This window comes from Maribacter huludaoensis (assembly GCF_029350945.1).
Taxonomy (GTDB): Bacteria; Bacteroidota; Bacteroidia; order Flavobacteriales; family Flavobacteriaceae; genus Maribacter; species Maribacter huludaoensis.
This window is the reverse complement of record NZ_JARKMS010000001.1, coordinates 771,189-794,015: the sequence shown is the minus strand read 5'-3', so window position 1 is coordinate 794,015 and position 22,827 is coordinate 771,189. Positions and strand designations below refer to the sequence as shown.

Sequence of the window (22,827 nt, the reverse complement as noted above, 5' to 3'; positions counted from 1 at the left end):
AATGAAGAAGTTTTTATTAATCATAATTGCAGGTGTATTACTTGCAAATTGTACGGAAAAGAAAAAAGAACCTATTGTAGTAACCCCCGATCAGTTACATAACTCTATAGACCATGTCATAGATATCATGATACATGATATTTTCTCACCGCCCGTAGCCAGTAGAATTTTCGCTTATCCTAATATTGCGGCTTATGAAATTGTAGCTCAGGTAAATCCTAAATACACAAGTCTGTCAGGTCAATTAAAAGGTCTTACGCCAATACCGGCCATAGATACGGTTTCTAATATCAACCCACAATTATCTGCATTGATAGCACACATGAACATTAGCAGACAGCTAATTTTCTCCGAAGATAAATTCGATGTTCTACAGGATAGTTTATTCACCCAATGGAAAACTATGAACGAACCTGAGTTTGAGGCTTCAAAAAACTATGGCATAAAAGTGGCGGAACACATTAAGGATTGGATGAACAAGGACAATTACAGCCAAACCAGAACCATGCCCAAGTTTACGGTCAATACAGATGACCCCGCAAGATGGCAACCTACACCACCTGCATATATGGACGGTATAGAACCCCATTGGAGTAAAATTAGACCATTTGTTATAGACTCGGCATCACAATTTAAACCAATTCCGCCACCACCATTTTCCTTAGAAAAAGATTCTGATTTCTACAAAGAACTCATAGAAGTATACAATATAAGTAACGACATTACTAAAAGCGGTGATGAATCTGACGAAGTCGCCATTGCTAAATTTTGGGACTGTAACCCTTATGTCTCCGTAACTAGAGGACACCTAATGTTCGCTACCAAAAAAATTACTCCTGGTGCGCATTGGATCGGAATAACAAAAATTGCAAGTAAAAAAGTGAATAATGATTTCGACGATACAGTATTCGCATACACAAAGACCTCTATGGCAATTGCCGACGGATTCATTAGCTGCTGGGACGAAAAATATCGCAGTAACTTAATTAGGCCAGAAACATTGATCAATCAACATATTGACGAGAACTGGAAACCTATTTTACAGACTCCTCCTTTCCCAGAATATACCAGCGGACATAGTGTAGTTTCAGGTGCTGCCGCTACTGCCCTTACCAATATTTTTGGGGAAAATTTCAGTTTTGAAGACGATACCGAAACCCCATATGGTCTACCTATTAGAAAATTCAATTCTTTTAATGAAGCTGCGGATGAAGCTGCAATTAGCAGAATGTACGGAGGTATTCATTACCGCGCCGCCGTTGAAGTAGGTGTTGGCCAAGGCAGAAAAATTGGTGCGCTATTGAATTCTAAAATTAAGATGAAGAACAATTAAATTTTACACATAATAAACAATAATGAAAAAAGGCATTACCATTATAATAGCGGTCATATTTATTGCATTACTCTGGTATTTTTTCATAAAACCACAGGATTACCAAATAAGAGTTATTGCCAAGTCTAACACAGGAACAGTTAATCAAGCATTGAAATCATGGAGTAAAACGCTTCAAGAAGCCTCTATACGTCAAAAAGATGATTTAACGCATCTAGAACAAATGATTGTTACCGGTGATTCTACACATGTCTATAATTGGAATATTACCCCAATCAATGATTCAACCTCTCAATTAATTATCAATGTCAAGGACAAGGATCATAGCTTAACGAACAAGCTTTTTATTCCATTTACCGATACCAATTTTGAGAAGGAAGCTCGAAAAACGGTCACGGATTTTATAGAGAATTTAAATGCCCACAGAAAAGAATTCAAAGTTACTTTCCTAGGTGAGGACCATTTACCCTCTACGTATTGCGCCTGTGTTGAGCATAAAACTACGCAAAGCAATAAAGCTTTTGGAATGATGGAGAGCTATCCATATATTAATTCTGTTATTGCCAGTAACGGAATTCAGGTAAATGGCGTTCCTTTTATAGAGACTACGGATTGGAATATGCAAAATGATAGTATTAGTTTTAACTTCTGCTATCCAATCATTAAAACAGATTCGTTACCATTTATCAAAGACCTTGTTTACAAAGAATTCATAGGTATGAAATCATTAAAGGCAATTTACAATGGTAATTACATGACTTCTGACAGGGCTTGGTATACATTAGTAGATTATGCGGAAGAAAAGAATATTGCTATAGAGAAAAAACCGATTGAATTCTTTTTTAACAACCCTAATATGGGCGGAGATGCCTTACGTTGGAAAGCCGAAATATTTATGCCATTAACAGATCAAGATGAGTAAAATAATATGTTTATCCCTATTAATACTAGCAACATTTACTTCTTGTTCCAATTATGGACAACTAAAAGTGATTGCCGATTTACCAGGTAGTCTATCAGAAAATTCAGGTTTGGCTACTTATAAAGATTCCACCATATGGGTAGTAGAAGATGGCGGTAACAAAGATGATATCTATCAAATTAATTTTAAAGGAGAAATTCTTAAAAGTTTAGAGGTTAAAAATGGGAAAAACCATGACTGGGAAGACCTTACAAAAGATGCAGCTGGAAATCTTTACATTGCAGATATAGGCAATAATGCCAATGACCGCAAAAATTTAACTATTCTAAAGTTACCCAACCCAACCATTGAACCTGGAGACAAAATAGAGGCAGAAAAAATTGAGCTACGTTACCCTGATCAAAAGGAATTTCCACCAAAGAAAGATGCTTTTTTTTATGATTCCGAAGCAATATTCCATCATGGGAATAAAATCTACATTGTAACCAAGAACAGGTCAAAATCATTTACTGGAGAAGCACGCGTTTACTCTGTTCCAGATACCAAAGGAAACTACGAAGCTTCTTTTATTGGTTCATTTACTCCTTGCACAGATTGGAAAATTTGTCAAATAACTTCAATTGACATCTCCCCAAAAGGAGATAAAATCATTGCGCTCAGTTATGGAAAACTATTCATATTTACAGATTTCACATGGGATGATTTCACAAAAGGAAATATGCAAGAAATTGACCTTGGCGCCCGCTCCCAATTAGAATCAGTTTGTTTTCTTAATGATGACACCTTACTTATTTCTGATGAAAAAGCACATGGCGAAGGTGGAAATCTATATACCTATTCTTTAAAATAAACGATTATTCTAAAAGCCAAAACCTAGTCCAAAAGTAAATCTTGGTCCGTCTTCACTAACAAAGATGGCAGTATTTACTGAAATAATATCAGAAGCATTTAAAAAGAACCCGCCACCGTAAGAAGTATGCCAGCGACCAGAACTCATTTCTGGCATCCATACCCTACCATAATCAAACCCACCAAAAAGACCCATTGCCGTTGGTAATAGTCTGGTGCGTTTCTTTTTTAGGCTAAACCTTATATCCGTATTTTGGTAGTATGATGTTTTACCCGTAAAACGTTGATTTCTAAATCCACGTAGACCATCTAGGCCACCAATGCTTGCGGCTTGGTAAAATTCATATTCGTTACCTATATTAAAATGCGCCTTCCATTTGGTCGCCAATACCAATCTACCACTGGTTATCAACTTATAATCAAAACTTAAGCTTGGTACAATGTAACCAAAGCTTCCGCCCTCTTTAGAAAGATTTTCTTTAAACCCAGCCTCTAGAGAGGTTTCCATACCCAATGTAGGAAATGCTTCATTGTCCCTATTTTCATAAGTATAAGCTGCATGAGCCCCAACAAAATCACTATTGGTCTCTTCTCCGTTCTGTTGGTAAAATGTATTAATGAATCTATCGTCAGTTTCTTCAACACTAATATTTTCGTAGGACAATCCTAATTTGACCTTGGCACCTAATTGCCCCCTCCATACCAATGATGGGGAAAAATCAATCTGTCTTAGCTTCACCCTATTGAAATCCAAACCTAGGTCATCATCAAAATTTTCGGTATTGTTACCAAACCCGAAGAAATTAATTGCAAAATTAGGGCTTGTAAACCTTGCTTTTAATTCTGCATTCCAATTTTCAAACACATGTGCAAATTCTCCTTGATACTTAAAATCAAATCCGCTTGTGGCAAAATAATATGACGCTCCAAAGGTGTGCTGTTGCGTAAAGGGATTTTGCCTAAAACCATTATAAGTATAGGTATTTACAAAACCTATTCGCAGACCATCATCTGGATTAAAGCCTATGGTAGGGATAATTTGGTTAAAGCTACTTCTTAATTTTAACGGCTGGTAGGTGTTTAACTCATAATCATCTGACAATTTTACTTTTGCACCACCTGTTTCCTCAAAAGTGTTCTTTTTGCTCTTAAAATCATACAAAGCCACATTTTTACCATCTTCTACCCTGTAAATGTCATTATTGTGACCACCGATAATACGAACCTTTACACCAGAATAATTATCTGAATTTTTAACTTCAAAGATATCATCATCATCCAATCCAAAAACCCATAGCTCTTTTGTATCTTCTTTTGTAAAAACCTTATCATAAAAAAGTCGTTTTTTCTTATCACCAATATTTCTAAAAACCTTTACCTCGGTCTCTTCATCGCTCAGCCTATTAATCTCGAACCAATCATCTTTATCTGTCCCTGCTACTACAGCATATTTGTTCAATATCCGATAATATTCGTTTGCAGTTTCTTGAATATGGCCTAATCTAGCCAATAGAATCTTTTTAATCTCATCTACCGTTTCATCACGTACTTCTTCAGGAAAAGACAAAAATGCCTCATCTATATCACTTGGCTTTAGATGTTCCTGTAAGTACTTTGCCTGCTCTAACCATTGGCTTTTTTCCGTTTCTCCCAATAAGGTCAAATCTAAAACATAGGTCATTGGCGATGAATTGAAACCTTTAACACTTCTAATATCTTCATTAAAACCCTCCATTAACCGTAACCCAGGTATTATACGCGTAGCAATTTTCATTAAAGCACCATCACCCATTTTTGAGAATACCTGATCACGATCTCTTGGCACTGGTCTATAAATGGTTTTACCCTTTTCTTTGTCCTTGAATTCTGCCCAACGCCACTGGTCTACATGACGATCCCAATCACCTAGAACCATATCAAAAAGACGCGCTCTTAGGTACAAGTCTTTATCAACTTCATATTCTTCATCATCACGAAGATCTTCAAGCATACTGTCAGTACTTTTTAAATCATTAGAATATCCAAAACTTGCCAAATCTCCATGGCCATCCCCGGTATGCTCTTCGATCATATATAATTCATCACCAAAAGATTCATTATAGTTTTTCAACGCCGGTTGTTTGGGCACATAATATAAAACCGGATTGGTATGGTAAATACCTACGGCATCAGATAATTTTGCAGTGGTAAACGGTCCATAAGGGTGTGATCCCGTGTAAAAATCCTGTAATATTTCTTGGGTATAGGTTTCTTTTAGATCATCTAGCACATATTGGTCTTGAAATGCCATAGATTGTAGATATAATTCTGCACTCTTTCTTAAAGCTCTCATCACATACTCTCTACCATCTTTTGCACGCAAACGCAAAGATTTAGATTGATGTCCGCCTCCTTTCTTAACAGGCTCCAAGCCTCCCATAAGCGAATCTAAATTTACGGTCGGCACTTTTACCTCCGTACCGTAGTACTTACGGTAACGATCACCCCATACGCCTTTATAAAATCCGCTTTTATCAATTTCTTCTTTTGTATATACAGATGCCTTTACGCTATCCGGAAACTGTTCAGAAAATTCACCTACATATTCATTCTTAACAGGGGGCAGAACTTCATTAGTAAATAAAAACTCTTCTTCATCATTTTCGTTTACTCCATAAAAGCGCACTCTAGAGGAACCATCTTTATACACTTCCAAGGTAGCATAGCCCATTTTACCCGTATTAAACTGAGAGCCGTTCAATAAACGTGTAAAGCCTTTTTTTGCTCCGGATCCACTTACAATTTGAGGTGTATTGTTTTCAACAAAATACTGCAATGTATGTTCATGACCAGATGCAAATATTACACGGTCAGAATACTGTGCCAAGGTAGTTACCCTATTCATCAATTCTCTATAACGCTTGTTGTTCACATCTTCTACAGATGCACCAGATGTAGTTCTTAATACATTGATAAAAGTACCTAGAACAGGAACCGGCACTGCCATTTTTTTTGGGTAGAATTGTTTTCTTAGCGAGTACTGCCCTCCATGCTCTCCATAACTGTTAGATGGGTGGTGCATGGCTATTACCGTGGTGCGATCTCTATAATCTTTTATGGCATCTTCCAATTCCAGAAAAAACTTGTCCCTACTCTTGATCTCACATTTATCATTAATATCCGGGCGTTTGTCCCAATTGGTCAAATACCATTCTGTATCTATGGTAATTATAGCAACATCATCACCTATTTCCACAACATCTATAGGACATCCGTTTTCTGGTAAAAAGGGATCCTTTTCTTTTTCTTTAAGTGCTTTTTTAATATAGTTTTCCTCTCTTTCAAGACCTACCAAACCTTCCGTATACCAATCATGATTACCAGGAATAAAAAGTGGCCTTCCCTTAAAATTGGTCAATGCATTAAGTTGGGCATCTAAATGATTTTTTGCGGTTCTATATGCTACGGTAGAGTCTTTAGGGTCCGGCAACCCGGCAGGATAAATATTATCGCCTAGAAATATGGCCGTGCTATTTTTATCGGCTTTGTCCAATCTGCCCTTAAATATCTTTAATGCAGGATTCATACCTCCCATAGGAGATAAACCAGCATCTCCGATCAAATAAAAGGTGTGCGATACTTTTTTTTCAACATCTACATCTATAGCAAATTTATCGTCTACATATTTAGTGTTATATGTAGCACAGCTAGTAATGAACATAAAAACCGATAGATATGCATATAATTTTTTCATAGTAACGTTGCCCTCTTTAAAATTTTGTAATTTGGATATTTCAAACCAATTTCCCTTATGTCAGAAATCTTAGATAAAACACAACAATTTGTAACTGACTTACTTACCAATGAACTGGATAAGAAGTTTTTATACCATAATCTAAGACATACACAAAGAGTCGTTAAAAGTACTAAACAATTACTGGAATCATGTTCTCTATCCGATCAAGATCAAGAACTTCTTATTCTAGTAGCTTGGTTACATGATACGGGTTACACTAAAGGAACCTCAAATCATGAGGAGAGTAGCTGCGAAATTGCAGAAGATTTTTTATCTAAAGAAGGATATGACAAAGAAGGCATAGAAAAGGTAAAATCATGTATACTTGCCACAAAGTGGAATGCACAACCTGCTAATTTAATGGACGAAATTATCCGTGATGCAGATTCTTCTCACTTTGCACAAAGCAGTTATCTTGAAACTTCTGATCTGTTACGCGAAGAATTGAAATTACTTGGTTTAAAAAACTACAACCAAAAAGAATGGCTAGAACTCAACATTCAAGTCTTTAGAACGGACCACCAATACTATACGGCTTACGCCAAAGAGAATTGGTTACCTAAAAAAGACAAAAATCTAAGAAAGCTTATAAAAGATAAGAAGTCTGAAAAGAAACTTGCTAAAAAAGAAAAGTTAAAAGCGCAGTTTAAAAGTGAAAGTCCGGATCGTGGTATTCAGACCTTATACCGTGTTACCCTAAAAAACCATATTACGCTTAGCGATATTGCAGACACAAAAGCGAATATTCTACTTTCCGTAAATGCCATTATTATATCATTAGCGTTATCTAACCTGATACCAAAATTAGACAACCCATCTAACGACTACCTTATTTATCCTACGGTGATATTCGTATTTTTTAGTGTGGTTTCTATGGTTTTAGCGGTCTTAGCGACCAGACCAAATGTTACCAGTGGCGAGTTCACCAAAGAAGATGTAGCCAACAAAAATGTAAATCTATTGTTTTTCGGCAACTTTCATAAAATGGCATTGAGCGAATATGAATGGGCTATTCAAGAAATGCTTAAAGACAAAGATTATATATACAGTTCCCTGACCAAGGATCTTTATTTTCTTGGTATTGTACTTAATAGAAAATACTCTCTTTTACGGTGGACCTATACTATTTTTATGATAGGCATGATCCTATCTGTAATAGCATTTGCAGTTTCCTTCAAATTCTTTGGTCCCGATCGTAAAATAGATTTATTGAGCCAGGCACTATTCTTTTAGGGCATCCATAAGATCTTGGTAGGTATAAGTCTTTTCGGGCTCTTGTTCTCTTTTATAAAGAATCTCTGCACGTATAGCCTTTAAGCCAGAAACACCTTGTAATCCCTCTAACTCTACAATTTCTATTTTGTTGGTAAAGCAACCTTTGGACTTCAAAAATTTAATATATCTCAAATATTCCAATTCATCTTTCTTTTGAGAATATACAATAGAAAGCACTCCTTTTTCGGTCAGCCTTTGATCGGTGCCCTTAATGTAAGACTTATCAATTCTTTTTTTAATGACCTCATAGCGGGCGTTATAGGTACCATCAACATCAAATTGTTTTTCATCCATTCTAAAACGGATGGATAACGACGTATTATATACCAATATCAATGACGCAGCATCTAACGGTACCGGTAACTTTGGTTTTAACGAGTAATGTGCATTTTCCATTTCGCACATGACCTGCAATTGCCACAGCCTTAAATTATTAAGATATAACGAATTGTATTCCCTGTTTTCTGAAATTGAAGCGCCAATGTACATGTTATGCTCTACACCATCGGTCTTGTAACGCTCATAATAATGAGGAAACATAGCCTGTGCACCTTCCTGTCTTTTATCAATAACAGAAGAAAGTTTTTTATTGATCAATGTTACGCTCTCGTCATAGTTCTTTCTATGATCGTAATAAGAGCCCGTACCCATATCTATCTTAGATTCATATTTTAATATATGCTTCTCTATTTCCTTATCAGACTTTTTAAGATGCTCAAAAACAGGTGATATCTCTTCATGTACAAAATCAAATATAGCTTGTTCACTATTCGTATAAAGCATTTCCTTTATACTCTCTAAATGATTGTTCACCCTAAAGATCAGCTCTTCATAAATTGGCAAATTCCACTTCTTTTGGGCTATGTTAAGCACATTGTCAATCTCAGAAAGCTGAATCATTAAATCGCGCTGAATGGCTAAATTTCTTGCTTGAGAAGAATCCTTTATATCAATTTGACCAAATAGAGGATATACATCCTTAAAAACAATTTCTTTAAACGATGGCGATTTCCCCTCGGCCTCATCAATCATAAACTTTTTAGCTTCTTCTTGAAATTTCCAATAAACCGATGAATGAACAGAAGTACACTCGTTCTGAATGATAGCATCTATTCTATTGGTCTCTTCAACATTGGCACGTACAACGGCAGATACGATAAACGGCAAAACATCATCTAATTTCTGTGCGTTTACACCGTTAAGAACACCCTTCTTTTCAGATACAATTTCCAACACTCCCAAAAGATCGTTCTCATAGGCAATAGGAGCAAAGATGGCACTTTGTATACCCTGTTCCTGAAGTCCCTTGTAAGGGTTCATATTACCCGTTTGCTCTACCTTACGGTCCATATCGGTTATGGTAAAGTATGAATTGTGATCTATCAGTTTATCATAAGAATCTTCACATAGTGCACTTTTACAGTTCATGTGATGTTTTCCCCCCAAAAGAAAACTATCAAAACCCATACCCGCAACCTCTTCAAATTCATTTTTCTTAGCATCAAATGAGGCAAAACCAACTTTAATATTTGGCAATCTAAAAAATGATTTGAATGTTTCTTGCAGATCATGCATGAAGTTCGTGGGCTGTATGGTATCCTTTGAAATTAATTTTGTTTTAATATTTGAAATCGCCTGCTCCATGGTAACATCGAACAAGTTGGCGATTACAAATCCTTTAGATATAAAACTTTCAGGCGGAATCTTATCCATCCAAAGCTTAATATCGTACGGATTTGCCAAAAGCTCATCTACATCTTCTTGTGTAATCTCTTTTGATTTATTGGTAGGGATAATATCGATAAAATCCGCATTGTACAAAATGCGGTAATGGCGCATTACACCATTGGCATCTGGAATATCATAAAAATAAGGGCGACTAAAATCTAAATGGTAACCATAGTAGAAGTTCAAAACCACAACACAGCTCATGATATAATCCATATCATCGCCAACGTTCCTTAGTTCCGGTTCGTAACCATCGCCTGCCTCTTCAATTATTTTTTGAAATCGTTTAGACGACTTTATAATGGTGTCCTGATAAGGTAAGGTTGCCACTTTTATCTCGTTACCACTTAATGCCTCTGTAAATGTATCTTGTAGAATACGATTTATTATATCTTTATTTTTCTCTAATAAAGTAAAGTCCGAAAAACCATTGCGTAGTTCAGGAAAACCCTTTTCAGTAGACAAAATACGTTCAGCGGTGGCCGCCAAAAAAGGATCGTCACCCTTCAAATGTTCATCATACTTCTGTAGAAGTTTTTCAAAACTTATGAGGTGCTTCACCGGCATAATCTTTCTCTCGTGCTTTCCCATGGTTTAGTTAGTCTACTAATTTGACGTAAAGTTACAAAACCTACCATATTTTTTAGTGCCGTAAGCCGTATGGTTGACTTGATTTTCGGATATTTAGAGAAAAATAACCCATGTCATCGGATAGCAGACTAAATAGAGCTTACAAAAACGCTAAAGTTATTCCGTTCGACGACACTTCTAAGTTTATACTTTTTAGTGATTGCCACAGAGGCGATAACAGTTTTGCCGATGATTTTGCCAACAATAGAAATATCTATTTTCACGCTTTAAAATTTTATCATTCCGAAGGATTTGATTATTGTGAACTAGGTGATGGCGACGAACTTTGGGAAAACATTCACTTCGAATCTATATTTGAGGCCCATAAAAATGTATTCAAGCTTTTAAAGCAATTTCATCTAGAAAAAAGATTGCATATGATTTGGGGAAATCATGACATGGTCTATAAAGATGATGCTTACGTTAAAAAACATTTATCCAGCTACTTTGAGCCTATAGACGATAAAGATAAATCTCTTTTTGAGGGTATTAAATATCATGAAGCACTTATTTTAAAACATAAAGAAACACAACAGGAAATCTTTCTTACACATGGCCACCAAGCAGATTGGTGGAATTACAGGTTTTGGCGAGTAGGTAGGTTTTTAGTAAGAATTCTTTGGAAACCTCTTCAAGTTTGGGGTATTGCGGACCCCACATCTCCTGCCAGAAATTATACCGAACTTATAAAAGTAGAGCGCCGAATAAAAAAGTGGATCCTTAAGAACAACCTTAAAATTACAGTAGTAGGCCATACACATAGACCACGTTTTCCCGAACCTGGCGACATACCTCTCTTTAACGATGGCAGCTGCGTTCACCCAAGAAGTATTACCGGTATTGAAATTGAAAAGGGTAATATCTCTTTGATCAAATGGCAAATAAATACTACCGATGACGGTACCCTACGCGTGGTTAGGATTTTGCTGGAAGGACCTCAAAAACTTAGAGATTATATAGAACGAGCATAAACCTTGTACCCAAGTGTTTTCTCATTATTATTTAACAATGCATAATTTTAAATATTTATTAATAATTACGTTTAAAACATAATAATGTCTTCATTGAAAATTTAATATTCATTAAAATTCTTAAAATTATATATAAAATATTGTGACTTCCATAAGGTTTTGGTTTCTAAACTAATACAATCAATTAAACCTTATAAAAATGAAAAAATTTATTGCAGAATTTATCGGCACCTTATGGCTTGTATTAGGTGGTTGCGGCAGTGCCGTGCTTGCCGCAGGATTTCCGGAAATGGGTATTGGCTTTGTTGGTGTTTCTTTGGCTTTTGGTTTAACAGTTGTAACCATGGCCTATGCAATTGGGCATATTTCTGGCTGTCATCTTAACCCGGCCGTTACTATTGGGGTTTGGATAGGTGGCCGTTTTGAAGGTAAAGACGTTTTTCCATACATTATTGCCCAAGTAATGGGCGGTATTGCCGGTGCAGCTATTCTATTTTTAATTGCATCTGGGAAATCTGATTTTGTACTAGGTGGCTTTGCTTCCAATGGCTACGGAGAACATTCGCCCGGAGGATATAGCATGACTTCTGCCTTGATCATAGAACTAGTAATGACCTTTATTTTCTTGTTCGTTATTCTAGGGTCTACCTACACAAAAGCACCTAGAGGATTTGCTGGATTGGCAATTGGGTTATGCCTTACTTTAATTCATTTGATCAGCATACCTGTAACAAATACATCCGTTAATCCTGCCCGTAGTACCAGCCAGGCTCTTTTTGTTGGCGATTGGGCACTAGATCAATTGTGGTTATTTTGGCTGGCACCTATAGTAGGGGCAATTTTAGCCGGCTTGGTCTATAAAGCAATATCTCCAGAAATGACAGATAGATTATAGTATTTTATACAATGGGCTCATCATAATTATATAAAATATGATGAGCTTTTTTTTTATGGTATATTTAAAGAATCAACTAAACAACGCTATTAAATATGCCACTACTTATTGTTATTATAGGAATTCTTCTCCTATTTGTTCTCATTGCCAAATTTAAACTTAATGCCTTTATCACGTTTATCATCGTCTCTTTATTCGTTGGTATTGCCGAAGGTATGGAGCCCATTAGTGTGGTCGATTCCATTCAAAAAGGAATCGGTAATATTCTAGGCTTTCTTGTCATCATTCTAGGACTTGGTGCCATGTTGGGCAAGTTGGTTGCAGATAGTGGTGCCGCACAACGTATTACCACCAAATTAGTTGAGAAGTTCGGTAAAAAGAATATTCAATGGGCCGTTGTCTTAACCGGATTTATTGTGGGTATACCCATGTTTTATTCCGTAGGATTTGTAATCCTAGTTCCATTGGTATTTACCATTGCGGCAGCCACCGGCTTACCACTACTTTACGTAGGGCTACCCATGCTTGCATCGCTGTCTGTCACCCATGGATATTTACCTCCGCACCCAGCACCAACGGCTCTTGCAACTATGTTTAATGCCGATATTGGCAAGACTTTGTTATACGGAATCATAGTCGCTATACCTGCCATTATTGTTGCAGGACCATTACTTTCAAGAACTTTAAAAGGTATTAACGCAACCCCACTTAAAGAATTTCTTAACCCTGTAGTTTTAAAGGAAGATGAAATGCCAAGCATGGCAAATAGTATTATCAGTGCACTTTTACCTGTTATATTAATTGCTGTTGCCGCATTGGCCCAACTTTTACTGCCTGCAGATTTCTTTCTTACCAAGGTTTTAGTTTTTATGGGTAACCCAGCTATTGCCATGCTTATTGCAGTTTTGGTTGCCATTTACACTTTAGGTTTAGGTCAAGGAAAAAGTATGAAAGAGGTCATGGATTCTGTTGGTAGTGCCATTACGGGCATAACTATGGTACTACTAATTATTGCTGGCTCTGGCGCACTAAAGCAAGTTTTGATCGATAGCGGTGTAAGTGAATATATTGGTGGAATATTAGAGCAATCTTCCATTTCTCCATTAATTTTAGCTTGGCTGATCGCTACCGTAATTCGCGTTTGCGTTGGTTCTGCCACTGTTGCCGGTTTAACCGCTGCAGGTATTGTACTGCCATTGGTGCAAGGCACCGGTGTTAGCCCAGAATTAATGGTGCTTGCCATTGGATCTGGCAGTTTAATGCTATCTCATGTAAATGATAGCGGGTTTTGGTTATTTAAAGAATACTTTAATCTATCCGTAAACGACACTTTAAAAAGCTGGACAGTTATGGAAACCACCGTAGGTGTTATGGGCTTAATCGGTGTTTTGGCTATTAACGCCTTCATCTGAAAAAATATAAATATGCAAAAAAAGCCATCTGAAAGAATTAAGGACCTAGGGTTAATTTTACCTCCTGCCCCACCTCCCGCAGGGCTATATAAACCTGTTTTAGTCGTTGACCATTTTTTATATATTTCCGGTCAGGGTCCTATGCAAAATGATGGGTCTTTGATGGTAGGCAGAGCTGGTGATGATATGACGATGGAAGAGGCAAAAGTTGCCGCAAGGCAAGTTGCCTTGACCATGCTTTCTACCATACAAACCCATTTTGGCGATATTGATAAAATCAAAAGAATCGTAAAAACATTGGGGATGGTAAATTCCACTACAGATTTTGGTCAACAGCCTTTGGTCATAAACGGATTCAGTGAACTTATAGCTGATATTTTTGGACCTGATAACGGTGTAGGTGTTCGTAGTGCGGTTGGTATGATTTTACCTGGTGGTATTCCTGTAGAGATAGAGGCACATTTTGAACTACATCATTAACAGAAATGGAAGATAATAATTGGTATTCATTGACCCATCCGGAAGACGTAATTTCTCCATCCTTATTAATCTATCCCAATAGAATTCAACATAATATTGAATTAATGATTTCTATGAGGGGCGATGTAAATTTCTTGCGTCCGCATGTTAAAACATACAAAAACGCCAATATCATTGCTATGCAGATGGATGCCGGTATTCAAAAATTTAAATGCGCTACCATTGCAGAAGCCGAATTACTTGGTAATTGCAAGGCCAAGGATGTACTATTGGCCATGCAACCGATAGGCCCTAATACCAAACGCTTTGTTGAACTTATAAAAGCATACGGCAATACCAAGTTTTCCACTCTTGTTGACAACTCTAAATCTTTACAACTTTTAGGTGACCTTGCTAAAGCCAACAACATTAAAATTCCGTTGTGGATAGATATTAATAACGGAATGAACAGAACGGGTATAGCTCCTGATCAAAAGGCATTGGCCCTATATCGAGAGCTAAGCGAACGTGGGCATTTAATTGCTGAAGGCTTACATGTGTATGATGGTCATTTACGCCATACAGACCCCACTATTCGTGAGGCGGAATGCAATACTGCATTTGAACCTGTATTGAGCTTAAAAGCCAACATTGAGAAACTTGACATACCAAGTCCTAAAATAGTGGCCGGTGGCTCACCGACTTTTCCCTTTCACTGTAAACGAGATGACGTGGAGGCCAGCCCGGGCACTACTTTACTTTGGGATGCCGGTTACGGAAGTCTCTTTCCTGAGATGCATTTTTTGCCCGCAGCTGTACTAATGACACGTATTCTAAGTAAACCAACTACGGGAATTCTTTGTTTTGACCTTGGTCATAAATCCTTAGCACCTGAGATGCCTTTTCCCAGAATAGTATTTTTAGACCTAAAGCACAGTAAGCAAGTTAGTCAGTCAGAAGAGCATTTGGTCGTTGAGTATGACGACCTTACCATACCTGAGGTAGGGGATGTGCATTACGCAGTTCCTAAACATATTTGCCCTACCGTAGCCAAATACGATACCCTTACGGTTGTTAAGGATAATAAAGTTATAGATCATTGGCCGGTAACTGCAAGAACCCAAAAATCTACGATATAAGTATGTTCATTTTCGATGCCCATTTAGACTTGTCCATGAACGCCATGGAGTGGAACCGTGACCTTACCTGGTCTGTTGAAGATATCAGAAAAGGTGAACAAGGCATGACCGACAAGCCAGATAGAGGTAACAATACAGTATCATTAGATGCTATGCGAAAAGGCAATATCGGGCTCTGCATGGCAACGCAAATTGCCCGTTATGTCCATAAAGACAATGCACTACCGGGATGGAAGTCACCTCAACAGGCATGGGCACATACACAAGGACAACTTGCATGGTACAAAAGCATGGAAGATGCTGGTGAAATGGTTCAGATTATAAACAAAACCCAACTTGATGCGCACCTAGAACTTTGGAAAACCGATAAAGAAAAGAAACCTATTGGGTATTTATTAAGTTTAGAAGGTGCAGATTCTATCATAGACATCTCATACCTACAACGCTCATATGATCAAGGGTTACGTGCCATTGGACCTGCACATTACGGTCCTGGTACATACGCCCATGGCACAAACTCATCCGGTGGTATTGGCGCCAAGGGAAGAGAACTTCTAAAAGAAATAGAACGACTAGGACTTATACTTGACGTGACTCATCTGTGTGATTTAAGCTTTTGGGAAACTATGGTAAACTATGACGGTCCTCTTTGGGCAAGTCATAACAATTGTAGAGCCCTAGTTAATCACCATAGACAGTTTTCAGATGAACAAATCAAGGAAATTATAGCGCGTAAAGGTATTATAGGTGTTGTACTTGATGCTTGGATGATGGTTCCAAATTGGGAAAGAGGGGTTTCTACACCGCAATCTGCCAGCGTAAGTCTACAACAAATACTCGATAATATTGATCATATTTGTCAACTTGCAGGTAATGCCAATCACGTAGGTATCGGTTCTGACCTCGACGGCGGATTTGGAAAAGAACAAGGTCCTGCCGATGTAGATACCATTGCAGATTTGCAAAAATGTGTTCATTTACTGGAAAACAGAGGTTATTCACCTCAAGACATTGAGCAAATAATGAACGGAAATTTTATTTCGTTCTTAAGGGAAAAATTGAAATAGAATAGTTCTTTTATCGAAAAAACACTGCCCAATACTTATTTTAACGAAGCCTTAAGTGCCCATGGCAGGGTATTTGTTATCTTTATTATATCAATTTTTAAGATTCGATGAGAAACCTTTTTTTTCTTTTTATTGTATTGCTCTCGTTTTCTACGACTAAGGTTTCTGCCCAAACAGATTTACCTACCTCAAAACCTTTGAAAATTGATAAGGTAAATCCCATTAATTCTAGTGGTACTCCAAACAATGGATCTGTTCTAAATATGCCCAACTTAATTAAAGAACAGCCAAGTGTGGACATGAAAGCCCCAAAGCCTATAAAAATGTTGCGTGACGAAGAACTCGTGCAGGCAGGTGCAGGTATGAAAATTGACCCACGCATTGGACCTGGTGAGCGATTAGGTGGTTCCGGTCAATATTTTGCAGATCAATATCTAGGTGATGTAAAAAGTAGTGGGAAATTCATAGGTATTGTTTGCAGGGACCATGAATATGTAGATGGAGACCGTGTTAAGATTTACATGAACGATATAGTCGTTGAACAAAACCTGCTACTAACCGGAGCGTTTAAAGGAATCAATGTAGACTTACAAGATGGATTTAACCGCTTGGATTTTGAAGCACTTAACCATGGATCCTCTGCCCCAAATACTGCGCAAGTAGATGTGTATAACGATAAAGGGGAACTGATCTACTCCAATAAATGGTTGTTGTCCGCAGGGTCCAAGGCTACTTTGATCGTTACCAAAGAAGCTATGTAAACAATTACATTACTTTGCTTGCCAAGTACCGCTGTACTTCATAAACATCTATACTCTTATTGAACTTTTTGCTTACACTTGGTACGTTTTCACTAGATATCCAGATTTTTAATTCAGCATCTAAATCAAAAGTACCCGAAGTTTCAAGAGAAAACCTTGATATATTCTTATAAGGGAGCGATTTGTATTCAATTTTACTTCCCGTAATACCTTGTATATCTATTAAAATTAAACGCTTGTTAGTAAACATAAAAACATCGCGCAACAGGGAAAATCCCAACTCAATTTCCTCTCCATCTATCAATAAACGACCATATTTTTTTAATAGCTGTTCTACAGACACCTCACTGGCATTACCTAATATTTTATTCAACAATCCCATAATCTAACTTCTTTATCAATTTATCTATTTCCAGGATTATATGTTTCTTCTGCTCTTTTTAAAACATCTTTCTTATAAAAAGGTACTTCTTTCCAATTTACATTTTTATACTTAATAATTTGATCATCAAAATGAGGTGAGGCAGGGTCTCCACTTTGTCCACCGGCCAAAATACTTTTGGCTTTTACGGTATCACCAAATTCTACGACGGCAACAAAACTATTTCCTCTAGTACCGTAAATTTTCTTTGCTCCATCAGTGGTGTAACGTGCACCATAGGCAGCTAAAGCACCCCATCTACCAGAAGCGAAACCAATAGGTATACTAGGTTTGGAGTCATCAAAATCTTGTTTTATCTCTCCTGTTATTCGCTGATATCTATTGACTTCTCCCCAAGGTATTTTCCAAGTAACAAAATCAGCTGTTAATTGGTCAATTACTTCTTCGAATATTTCTAAAGATTCTTCTGTATGCGTACCTAAAAAGGTTATGAGTTCCATATCACTCATATTACCCGGATGCTTGGCTTTTTTACCCATTGCGGTACCATAAAAATGAGCCAATGTCATGGCTACCTCATCTTCACCTGTTGTAAAATCCCATTCTTCAAGAATTTTAATTGGCTCTCTTAACTTAGGATTTTGTTCTTCATTGATGTAATATGCTTTCACCAACCCAGGTATCAGGGCTTTAAAAGCCGGCAAATATGGGTCATGCGCTAAGCGGATAAGACTATCAATGGTGTACCCTTTTCTGTCTTTCAATAATTCTATGGCATGAACGCCTCTAAAGTTCTCTTGATCTCTAGACATGTAATTTGGGTAGTCTTCTTTCTTTGGACTAAATTCTAGAGCTGATGTAAAAGGTGTAGAATTACAATTCTGGATCCATCCGTTTTCCGGGTTTAATATCAAAATATTTTCATCTACCGTATGCAAACCTTGCCAATCTGTTTTTGGGTTGCTACCATCTACCGGTTTTGTATAATTAAATTGAACATCTCTTTTTGGAACGTAATTTCCATGAAAATAAGCGATGTTGCCTTCCGCATCTGCATATACCGTATTGTTACTTGAATTGGTACGAATATCCATCATATCCCGAAAACCTTTATACCCGTTTTGTTTTGTGCGGATGAATGATTGCTCTAACGCCTTTACCGGCTCCCACATCATAGCAGATGCTGTCCATTGCCCATCGGCAACGTGAGTAATTGGTCCGTGGTGAGTTCTATATGCCGGATACTTTTTCTCTTTTAACTTTTTACCATCAAGATATTTCAACACTATCTCAGATGATTGTACCGGTCGCAATTCTTCTCCGTATTTATAAAATAAATCATCATCGTTCTTAACTATTGTCTCCTTAAATTCATCCATAACATCAGTATAGGTTGATGTATGCATCCATCCGGTTTTTTCATTAAAACCTTGATACACAAAAAACTGACCCCAAGTTACCGCACCATAGGCATTTAATCCTTCTTCGGAAACTACATGGACTTCTCCCCTAAAATAAAACGAGGTATGCGGATTGATCAATAACAGCGGATTACCGGACTGTGTCAATTTACCTGAAATAGCAATACCGTTAGAACCTTGTGGCTCCTCGGCTTCTTTTTCCTTTTCTAATTGCAACAATTCCATTTCTGGTAATGCCATATCACTTTCATAGAAGGCAGCAATCTTCTTTGTTGAAATTCGCTCAATATCCCCACCAATAGAACCTTCACTAAAATACATGGGCATCCATGGCTCAAAATGTGTCAATAATCTAGGTTTTACTTTCGGGTGCGTATATAGGTAGTAATTGATACCATCGGCAAAGGCATTACACAACTCTTTTAACCAAGCGGGACTCTTTTCATAATTCGCTTTAGCCTCATCTTCGGTCATGAACAGTTTTGCGCGCAAATCGCTATACAAGGCCTCTTCGCCATCTACTTCTGCCAACCTACCTGTTGCCCAAATATAATTTTGCTCTACGCGATTAAAATCATCTTCGCATTGGGCATACAATAACCCAAACACTGCATCGGCATCTGTCTTACCATAAATATGGGGTACTCCAAAGTCATCTCTTATTATTTCAACATTCTCAGCTTGTGCTTCCCATTTTTCTATTTCTCCCTTCTCTGGTTTATTTGTCTTACATGACAAAACCAATACAAATGTCAACAAGTAAATTATTCTGTTCATGGATGCTATTTATTTTGAATATTTGAGATACATAAAAGTACTTGAATTTTACCAACTACCGCTTGCTCCACCACCACCTGAACTGCCGCCACCGCCAGAAAATGAACTACCACCACTTGATGAGCTACTGCCCGAACCAAAAGAGTGGGAACCTGATGATGAAAATGTTTTTCTGTAATATGTTTTATCGTTCTTTAGCCACGAAATACTGAAATCTTCGTTATCAGATAGTTTAAGCTTAAAAAAAGCGATTATGGCAGCTATGCCAAAAAACGGTAGTAATAACCACAACAGAACTTTAGGATGATCAAAAATTCGCATGGCAAGATCTTGGTCTGCGGTATAAATACTATACCCCACAAAAAGAGGCACCACCATAAATACCAAACCAAAAATAGTAGAAATAGAACCTCCTAAAAGCATAAAAACACCAGGTAATACGCCTAATTTACCCATAAATATTCCTCTAAAAACCTCTATAATATTTCTATAGCTTTTAAGAAAGAAAAAACCACCTACCCCAATAAATATTGACAGAAAAACACCAAGAAAAATGTTCATATAAAGCCTTTCCTTCCGTTTTTTATCTTCAATTTCTTGTTTAAACTCATCTAAGGCTTCTGGGTTATTGAGAAACGCTATAAGCTGATCAGTAGCCTCATCAACACCATCAAAATATGCCTCCTCCTTAAATTTGGGAATCATCGTATTTCTAATAATTCTTGAGGCCACGGCATCTGTAATGTACGGTTCCAACCCATAACCTACCTCTATTCTTACTTCTCGGTCCAATTCTGAAAACAGAATCAGTAGTCCGTTATCCTTTCCTTCTTGACCAATTTTATTTTGATTGAACAGTCCGTTCGCATAAGACTCAATGGTATCAAAACCCAACTCTTCTATCGTGACTATTACTAGTTGATTGGTAGTATTCTCCTCAAACGCTACCAAACGCTGATTTAAATCTGCTGTTTGACTTGCTGTGAAAATGCCTGCACTATCGGTTACGAAATCACGCAATTCATAGTATTGCTGTTGTGCATTCGTATAAAAAGTAACTAATAAAAAAAGAAAAATGGTTTTTTTAAGCATCGGGCGGTAATCAGGATACTCAAATATAAAAACCTTTATCGATACCGGACAGCAATATCAAAATCTATTCTAGATTCGGTTAAAGTTTAGAATTGAAGTAACTTGCGGATCATTATCGGTCGGTCTGGACTACGCTCGACCAGACATTAAAAACCAAACAATTCATCTCAATGGCAGAAAAAAAAGTAAGTATACTAACCGCTTTTAAAACAATTATATGGCCACGCAGAAAACTGGTTTTGTTGGGTTTATTGCTTATCGTAATCAGTAAAGCTGCTAGTTTTGTGGCTCCGGTTTCTTTACGATACTTTTTAGATGATATCATCCCTAATAAAAACTATGACCTATTAAAAATATTGGTTGCCGTTGTTATTTTTGCATTTTTGGTACAAGCGGTCATGTCTTTCCTACTTACCAAAGTGCTTAGCATTCAGGCACAATACATGATTTCCGAGCTTCGTGCACAGGTACAAAAGCAAGTACTTTCATTACCTATTCGATTTTTTGACAACACCAAATCCGGCTCATTAGTTTCTAGAATCATGAGCGATGTGGAAGGGGTTAGAAATTTAATTGGCACCGGACTCGTACAACTTGTTGGTGGTACCATTACCGCTGTAGTGTCTCTTGTATTGTTATTGAGAATTAGCCCAATAATGACCTTATTGACTTTTGTACCCTTAATATTATTTGCATTCATTGCTCTAAAGGCATTTAAGATTATAAGACCTGTTTTTAGGGAGCGTGGTAAAATTAATGCAGAAGTAAAAGGAAGACTAACGGAAACCCTTGGTGGAATACGCGTTATTAAAGGCTTTAACGCAGAGGTGCAAGAAAGTAAGGTTTTTGAAGAAGGGGTCGACAAATTATACCAAAATGTAAAAAAGAGTTTAACGGCTACCGCTTTTATGACCAGTGCTTCTACCTTTTTATTGGGATTGGCCACTACAGGAATTATGATGGGGTATGGTGGATACCAAATGATGCAGGGCGAATTGACTACGGGCGAGTATTTTGAGTTTACTTTTCTTCTTGCCCTAATGGTAGCGCCCATTGTACAAATGAGCAATATTGGAAGCCAGCTGACCGAAGCTTTGGCCGGTTTAGATCGTACCGAAGAATTGATGAACAAGGTTTCAGAGTCTGACGAAAAAGACCGAACCATTGTGCTTTCCCAATTAAAAGGAGATATGGCTTTTAAGGACGTAAGCTTTGCGTACGAGGAAGATAAAGATGTCTTGCACAACATTAGCTTTGAAGCTAAATCTGGTGATGTTATTGCGCTTGTGGGTAGTTCTGGATCCGGGAAGTCTACCATTGCAGGTTTAGCGGCTAGTTTTTTAAACCCTGACTCCGGTGAAATTACCATTGATGGCACGGACCTTTCAAAAGTTGACCTAACCAGTTTTAGACAATTTTTAGGCGTGGTTTTACAGGATGATTTTCTATTTGAGGGCACTATTAGAGAGAACATTCTTTTCCCTAGACCAAATGCTTCTGAAGAGGAATTACAAGCAGCGATTAAAGCAGCGTACGTAGATGAATTTACAGATAGATTTGAAGACGGATTGAATACCGTTATAGGGGAACGTGGCGTAAAATTATCTGGTGGTCAACGCCAGCGTATTGCCATTGCCAGAGCTGTGTTGGCAAATCCAAGAATCTTGATTTTAGATGAAGCTACCTCTAATCTTGATACGGAAAGTGAAGCTTTAATTCAAAAGAGTTTGGCTGAACTAACGAAAGGAAGAACCACTTTTGTCATTGCGCACCGTTTAAGCACTATCAGAAAAGCGAATCAGATTTTAGTGATTGAAAACGGACGTATTGCTGAGCAGGGAACCCATGAAGAGCTGATTGCCAAAGAAGGTAGATACCATAATCTGTTTACGTATCAGGCTAGGATATAATTTTAGGAGTTAGGAGTTAGGAGTTAGGA

General features: G+C 37.4%; 17 protein-coding genes. 12 read left to right on the top strand and 5 right to left on the bottom strand.

All coding sequences use genetic code 11. From position 1 onward, the window contains the following. Nucleotide 1 precedes the first annotated feature (1 nt). From PXC01_RS03485 to PXC01_RS03475, 3 genes are read left to right on the top strand one after another with little or no spacing between them, the layout of a single operon-like run. Nucleotides 2-1,333, top strand: coding sequence for a vanadium-dependent haloperoxidase (locus PXC01_RS03485; RefSeq protein WP_276470982.1), 1,332 nt, complete (start codon nt 2-4; stop codon nt 1,331-1,333). A gap of 22 nt (nt 1,334-1,355) precedes the next feature. Continuing rightward, nucleotides 1,356-2,255, top strand: coding sequence for a GyrI-like domain-containing protein (locus PXC01_RS03480; protein WP_276470981.1), 900 nt, complete (start codon nt 1,356-1,358; stop codon nt 2,253-2,255). Continuing rightward, nucleotides 2,248-3,105: an NHL repeat-containing protein gene (locus PXC01_RS03475; RefSeq protein WP_276470980.1), complete on the top strand. Its 858-nt coding sequence runs from the start codon at nt 2,248-2,250 to the stop codon at nt 3,103-3,105. Before PXC01_RS03480 ends, PXC01_RS03475 begins: the two co-directional genes overlap by 8 nt. Nucleotides 3,106-3,114: 9 nt before the next feature. Here PXC01_RS03475 and PXC01_RS03470 read toward each other — a convergent pair whose 3' ends face one another. Next, complete coding sequence (locus tag PXC01_RS03470; protein WP_276470979.1) at nt 3,115-6,837, bottom strand: metallophosphoesterase; 3,723 nt, start codon at nt 6,835-6,837, stop codon at nt 3,115-3,117. A 57-nt stretch (nt 6,838-6,894) separates the two neighbouring features. Between PXC01_RS03470 and PXC01_RS03465 the strand changes: the two genes are divergently transcribed. Continuing rightward, the gene (locus PXC01_RS03465; protein WP_276470978.1) at nt 6,895-8,112 is read left to right on the top strand and encodes a Pycsar system effector family protein; all 1,218 of its coding nucleotides are present in this window, start codon (nt 6,895-6,897) and stop codon (nt 8,110-8,112) included. On the opposite strand, the gene PXC01_RS03460 is transcribed toward PXC01_RS03465, so the two are convergent. Beyond that, nucleotides 8,101-10,473, bottom strand: a complete 2,373-nt coding sequence (locus PXC01_RS03460) for a GAF domain-containing protein (RefSeq protein ID WP_276470977.1) — start codon at nt 10,471-10,473, stop codon at nt 8,101-8,103. The two genes, PXC01_RS03465 and PXC01_RS03460, sit on opposite strands and share 12 nt — an antisense overlap. A gap of 110 nt (nt 10,474-10,583) precedes the next feature. Between PXC01_RS03460 and PXC01_RS03455 the strand changes: the two genes are divergently transcribed. The 7 genes from PXC01_RS03455 to PXC01_RS03425 all read left to right on the top strand — a co-directional run bounded on the left by PXC01_RS03455 (nt 10,584) and on the right by PXC01_RS03425 (nt 17,216). Further along, nucleotides 10,584-11,483 (top strand): metallophosphoesterase, encoded by a 900-nt coding sequence (locus tag PXC01_RS03455; protein WP_276470976.1) that lies wholly within the window; start codon nt 10,584-10,586, stop codon nt 11,481-11,483. A 199-nt stretch (nt 11,484-11,682) separates the two neighbouring features. Further along, nucleotides 11,683-12,378 carry an aquaporin Z gene (aqpZ, locus tag PXC01_RS03450; protein WP_276470975.1) on the top strand — a complete coding sequence of 232 codons (696 nt, stop codon included), beginning with the start codon at nt 11,683-11,685 and terminating at the stop codon, nt 12,376-12,378. A 95-nt stretch (nt 12,379-12,473) separates the two neighbouring features. Continuing rightward, entirely contained in the window at nt 12,474-13,790 is a 1,317-nt protein-coding gene (locus PXC01_RS03445) for a gluconate:H+ symporter (RefSeq protein WP_276470974.1), read from the top strand. Nucleotides 13,791-13,802: 12 nt separating this feature from the next. Beyond that, a complete protein-coding gene (locus PXC01_RS03440; protein WP_276470973.1) occupies nt 13,803-14,270 on the top strand; it encodes a RidA family protein in 468 nt (155 codons plus the stop codon). A gap of 5 nt (nt 14,271-14,275) precedes the next feature. After that, on the top strand, nt 14,276-15,388 hold the full coding sequence (locus tag PXC01_RS03435) for a D-TA family PLP-dependent enzyme (RefSeq protein ID WP_276470972.1): 1,113 nt from the start codon (nt 14,276-14,278) through the stop codon (nt 15,386-15,388). Between the two features lie 2 nt (nt 15,389-15,390). Beyond that, nucleotides 15,391-16,455: a dipeptidase gene (locus tag PXC01_RS03430; protein WP_276470971.1), complete on the top strand. Its 1,065-nt coding sequence runs from the start codon at nt 15,391-15,393 to the stop codon at nt 16,453-16,455. 107 nt (nt 16,456-16,562) lie between these two features. Continuing rightward, the gene (locus tag PXC01_RS03425) at nt 16,563-17,216 is read left to right on the top strand and encodes a hypothetical protein (RefSeq protein ID WP_276470970.1); all 654 of its coding nucleotides are present in this window, start codon (nt 16,563-16,565) and stop codon (nt 17,214-17,216) included. A gap of 4 nt (nt 17,217-17,220) precedes the next feature. Here PXC01_RS03425 and PXC01_RS03420 read toward each other — a convergent pair whose 3' ends face one another. The 3 genes from PXC01_RS03420 to PXC01_RS03410 are packed head-to-tail and all read right to left on the bottom strand — an operon-like array spanning nt 17,221 to nt 20,888. Beyond that, nucleotides 17,221-17,598, bottom strand: a complete 378-nt coding sequence (locus PXC01_RS03420) for a PH domain-containing protein (protein WP_276470969.1) — start codon at nt 17,596-17,598, stop codon at nt 17,221-17,223. Nucleotides 17,599-17,618: 20 nt separating this feature from the next. Then, nucleotides 17,619-19,796: an acylase gene (locus tag PXC01_RS03415; protein WP_276470968.1), complete on the bottom strand. Its 2,178-nt coding sequence runs from the start codon at nt 19,794-19,796 to the stop codon at nt 17,619-17,621. Between the two features lie 48 nt (nt 19,797-19,844). Further along, entirely contained in the window at nt 19,845-20,888 is a 1,044-nt protein-coding gene (locus PXC01_RS03410) for a TPM domain-containing protein (RefSeq protein ID WP_276470967.1), read from the bottom strand. A 170-nt stretch (nt 20,889-21,058) separates the two neighbouring features. Between PXC01_RS03410 and PXC01_RS03405 the strand changes: the two genes are divergently transcribed. Beyond that, complete coding sequence (locus tag PXC01_RS03405) at nt 21,059-22,798, top strand: ABC transporter ATP-binding protein (protein WP_071340471.1); 1,740 nt, start codon at nt 21,059-21,061, stop codon at nt 22,796-22,798. Nucleotides 22,799-22,827 lie beyond the last annotated feature (29 nt).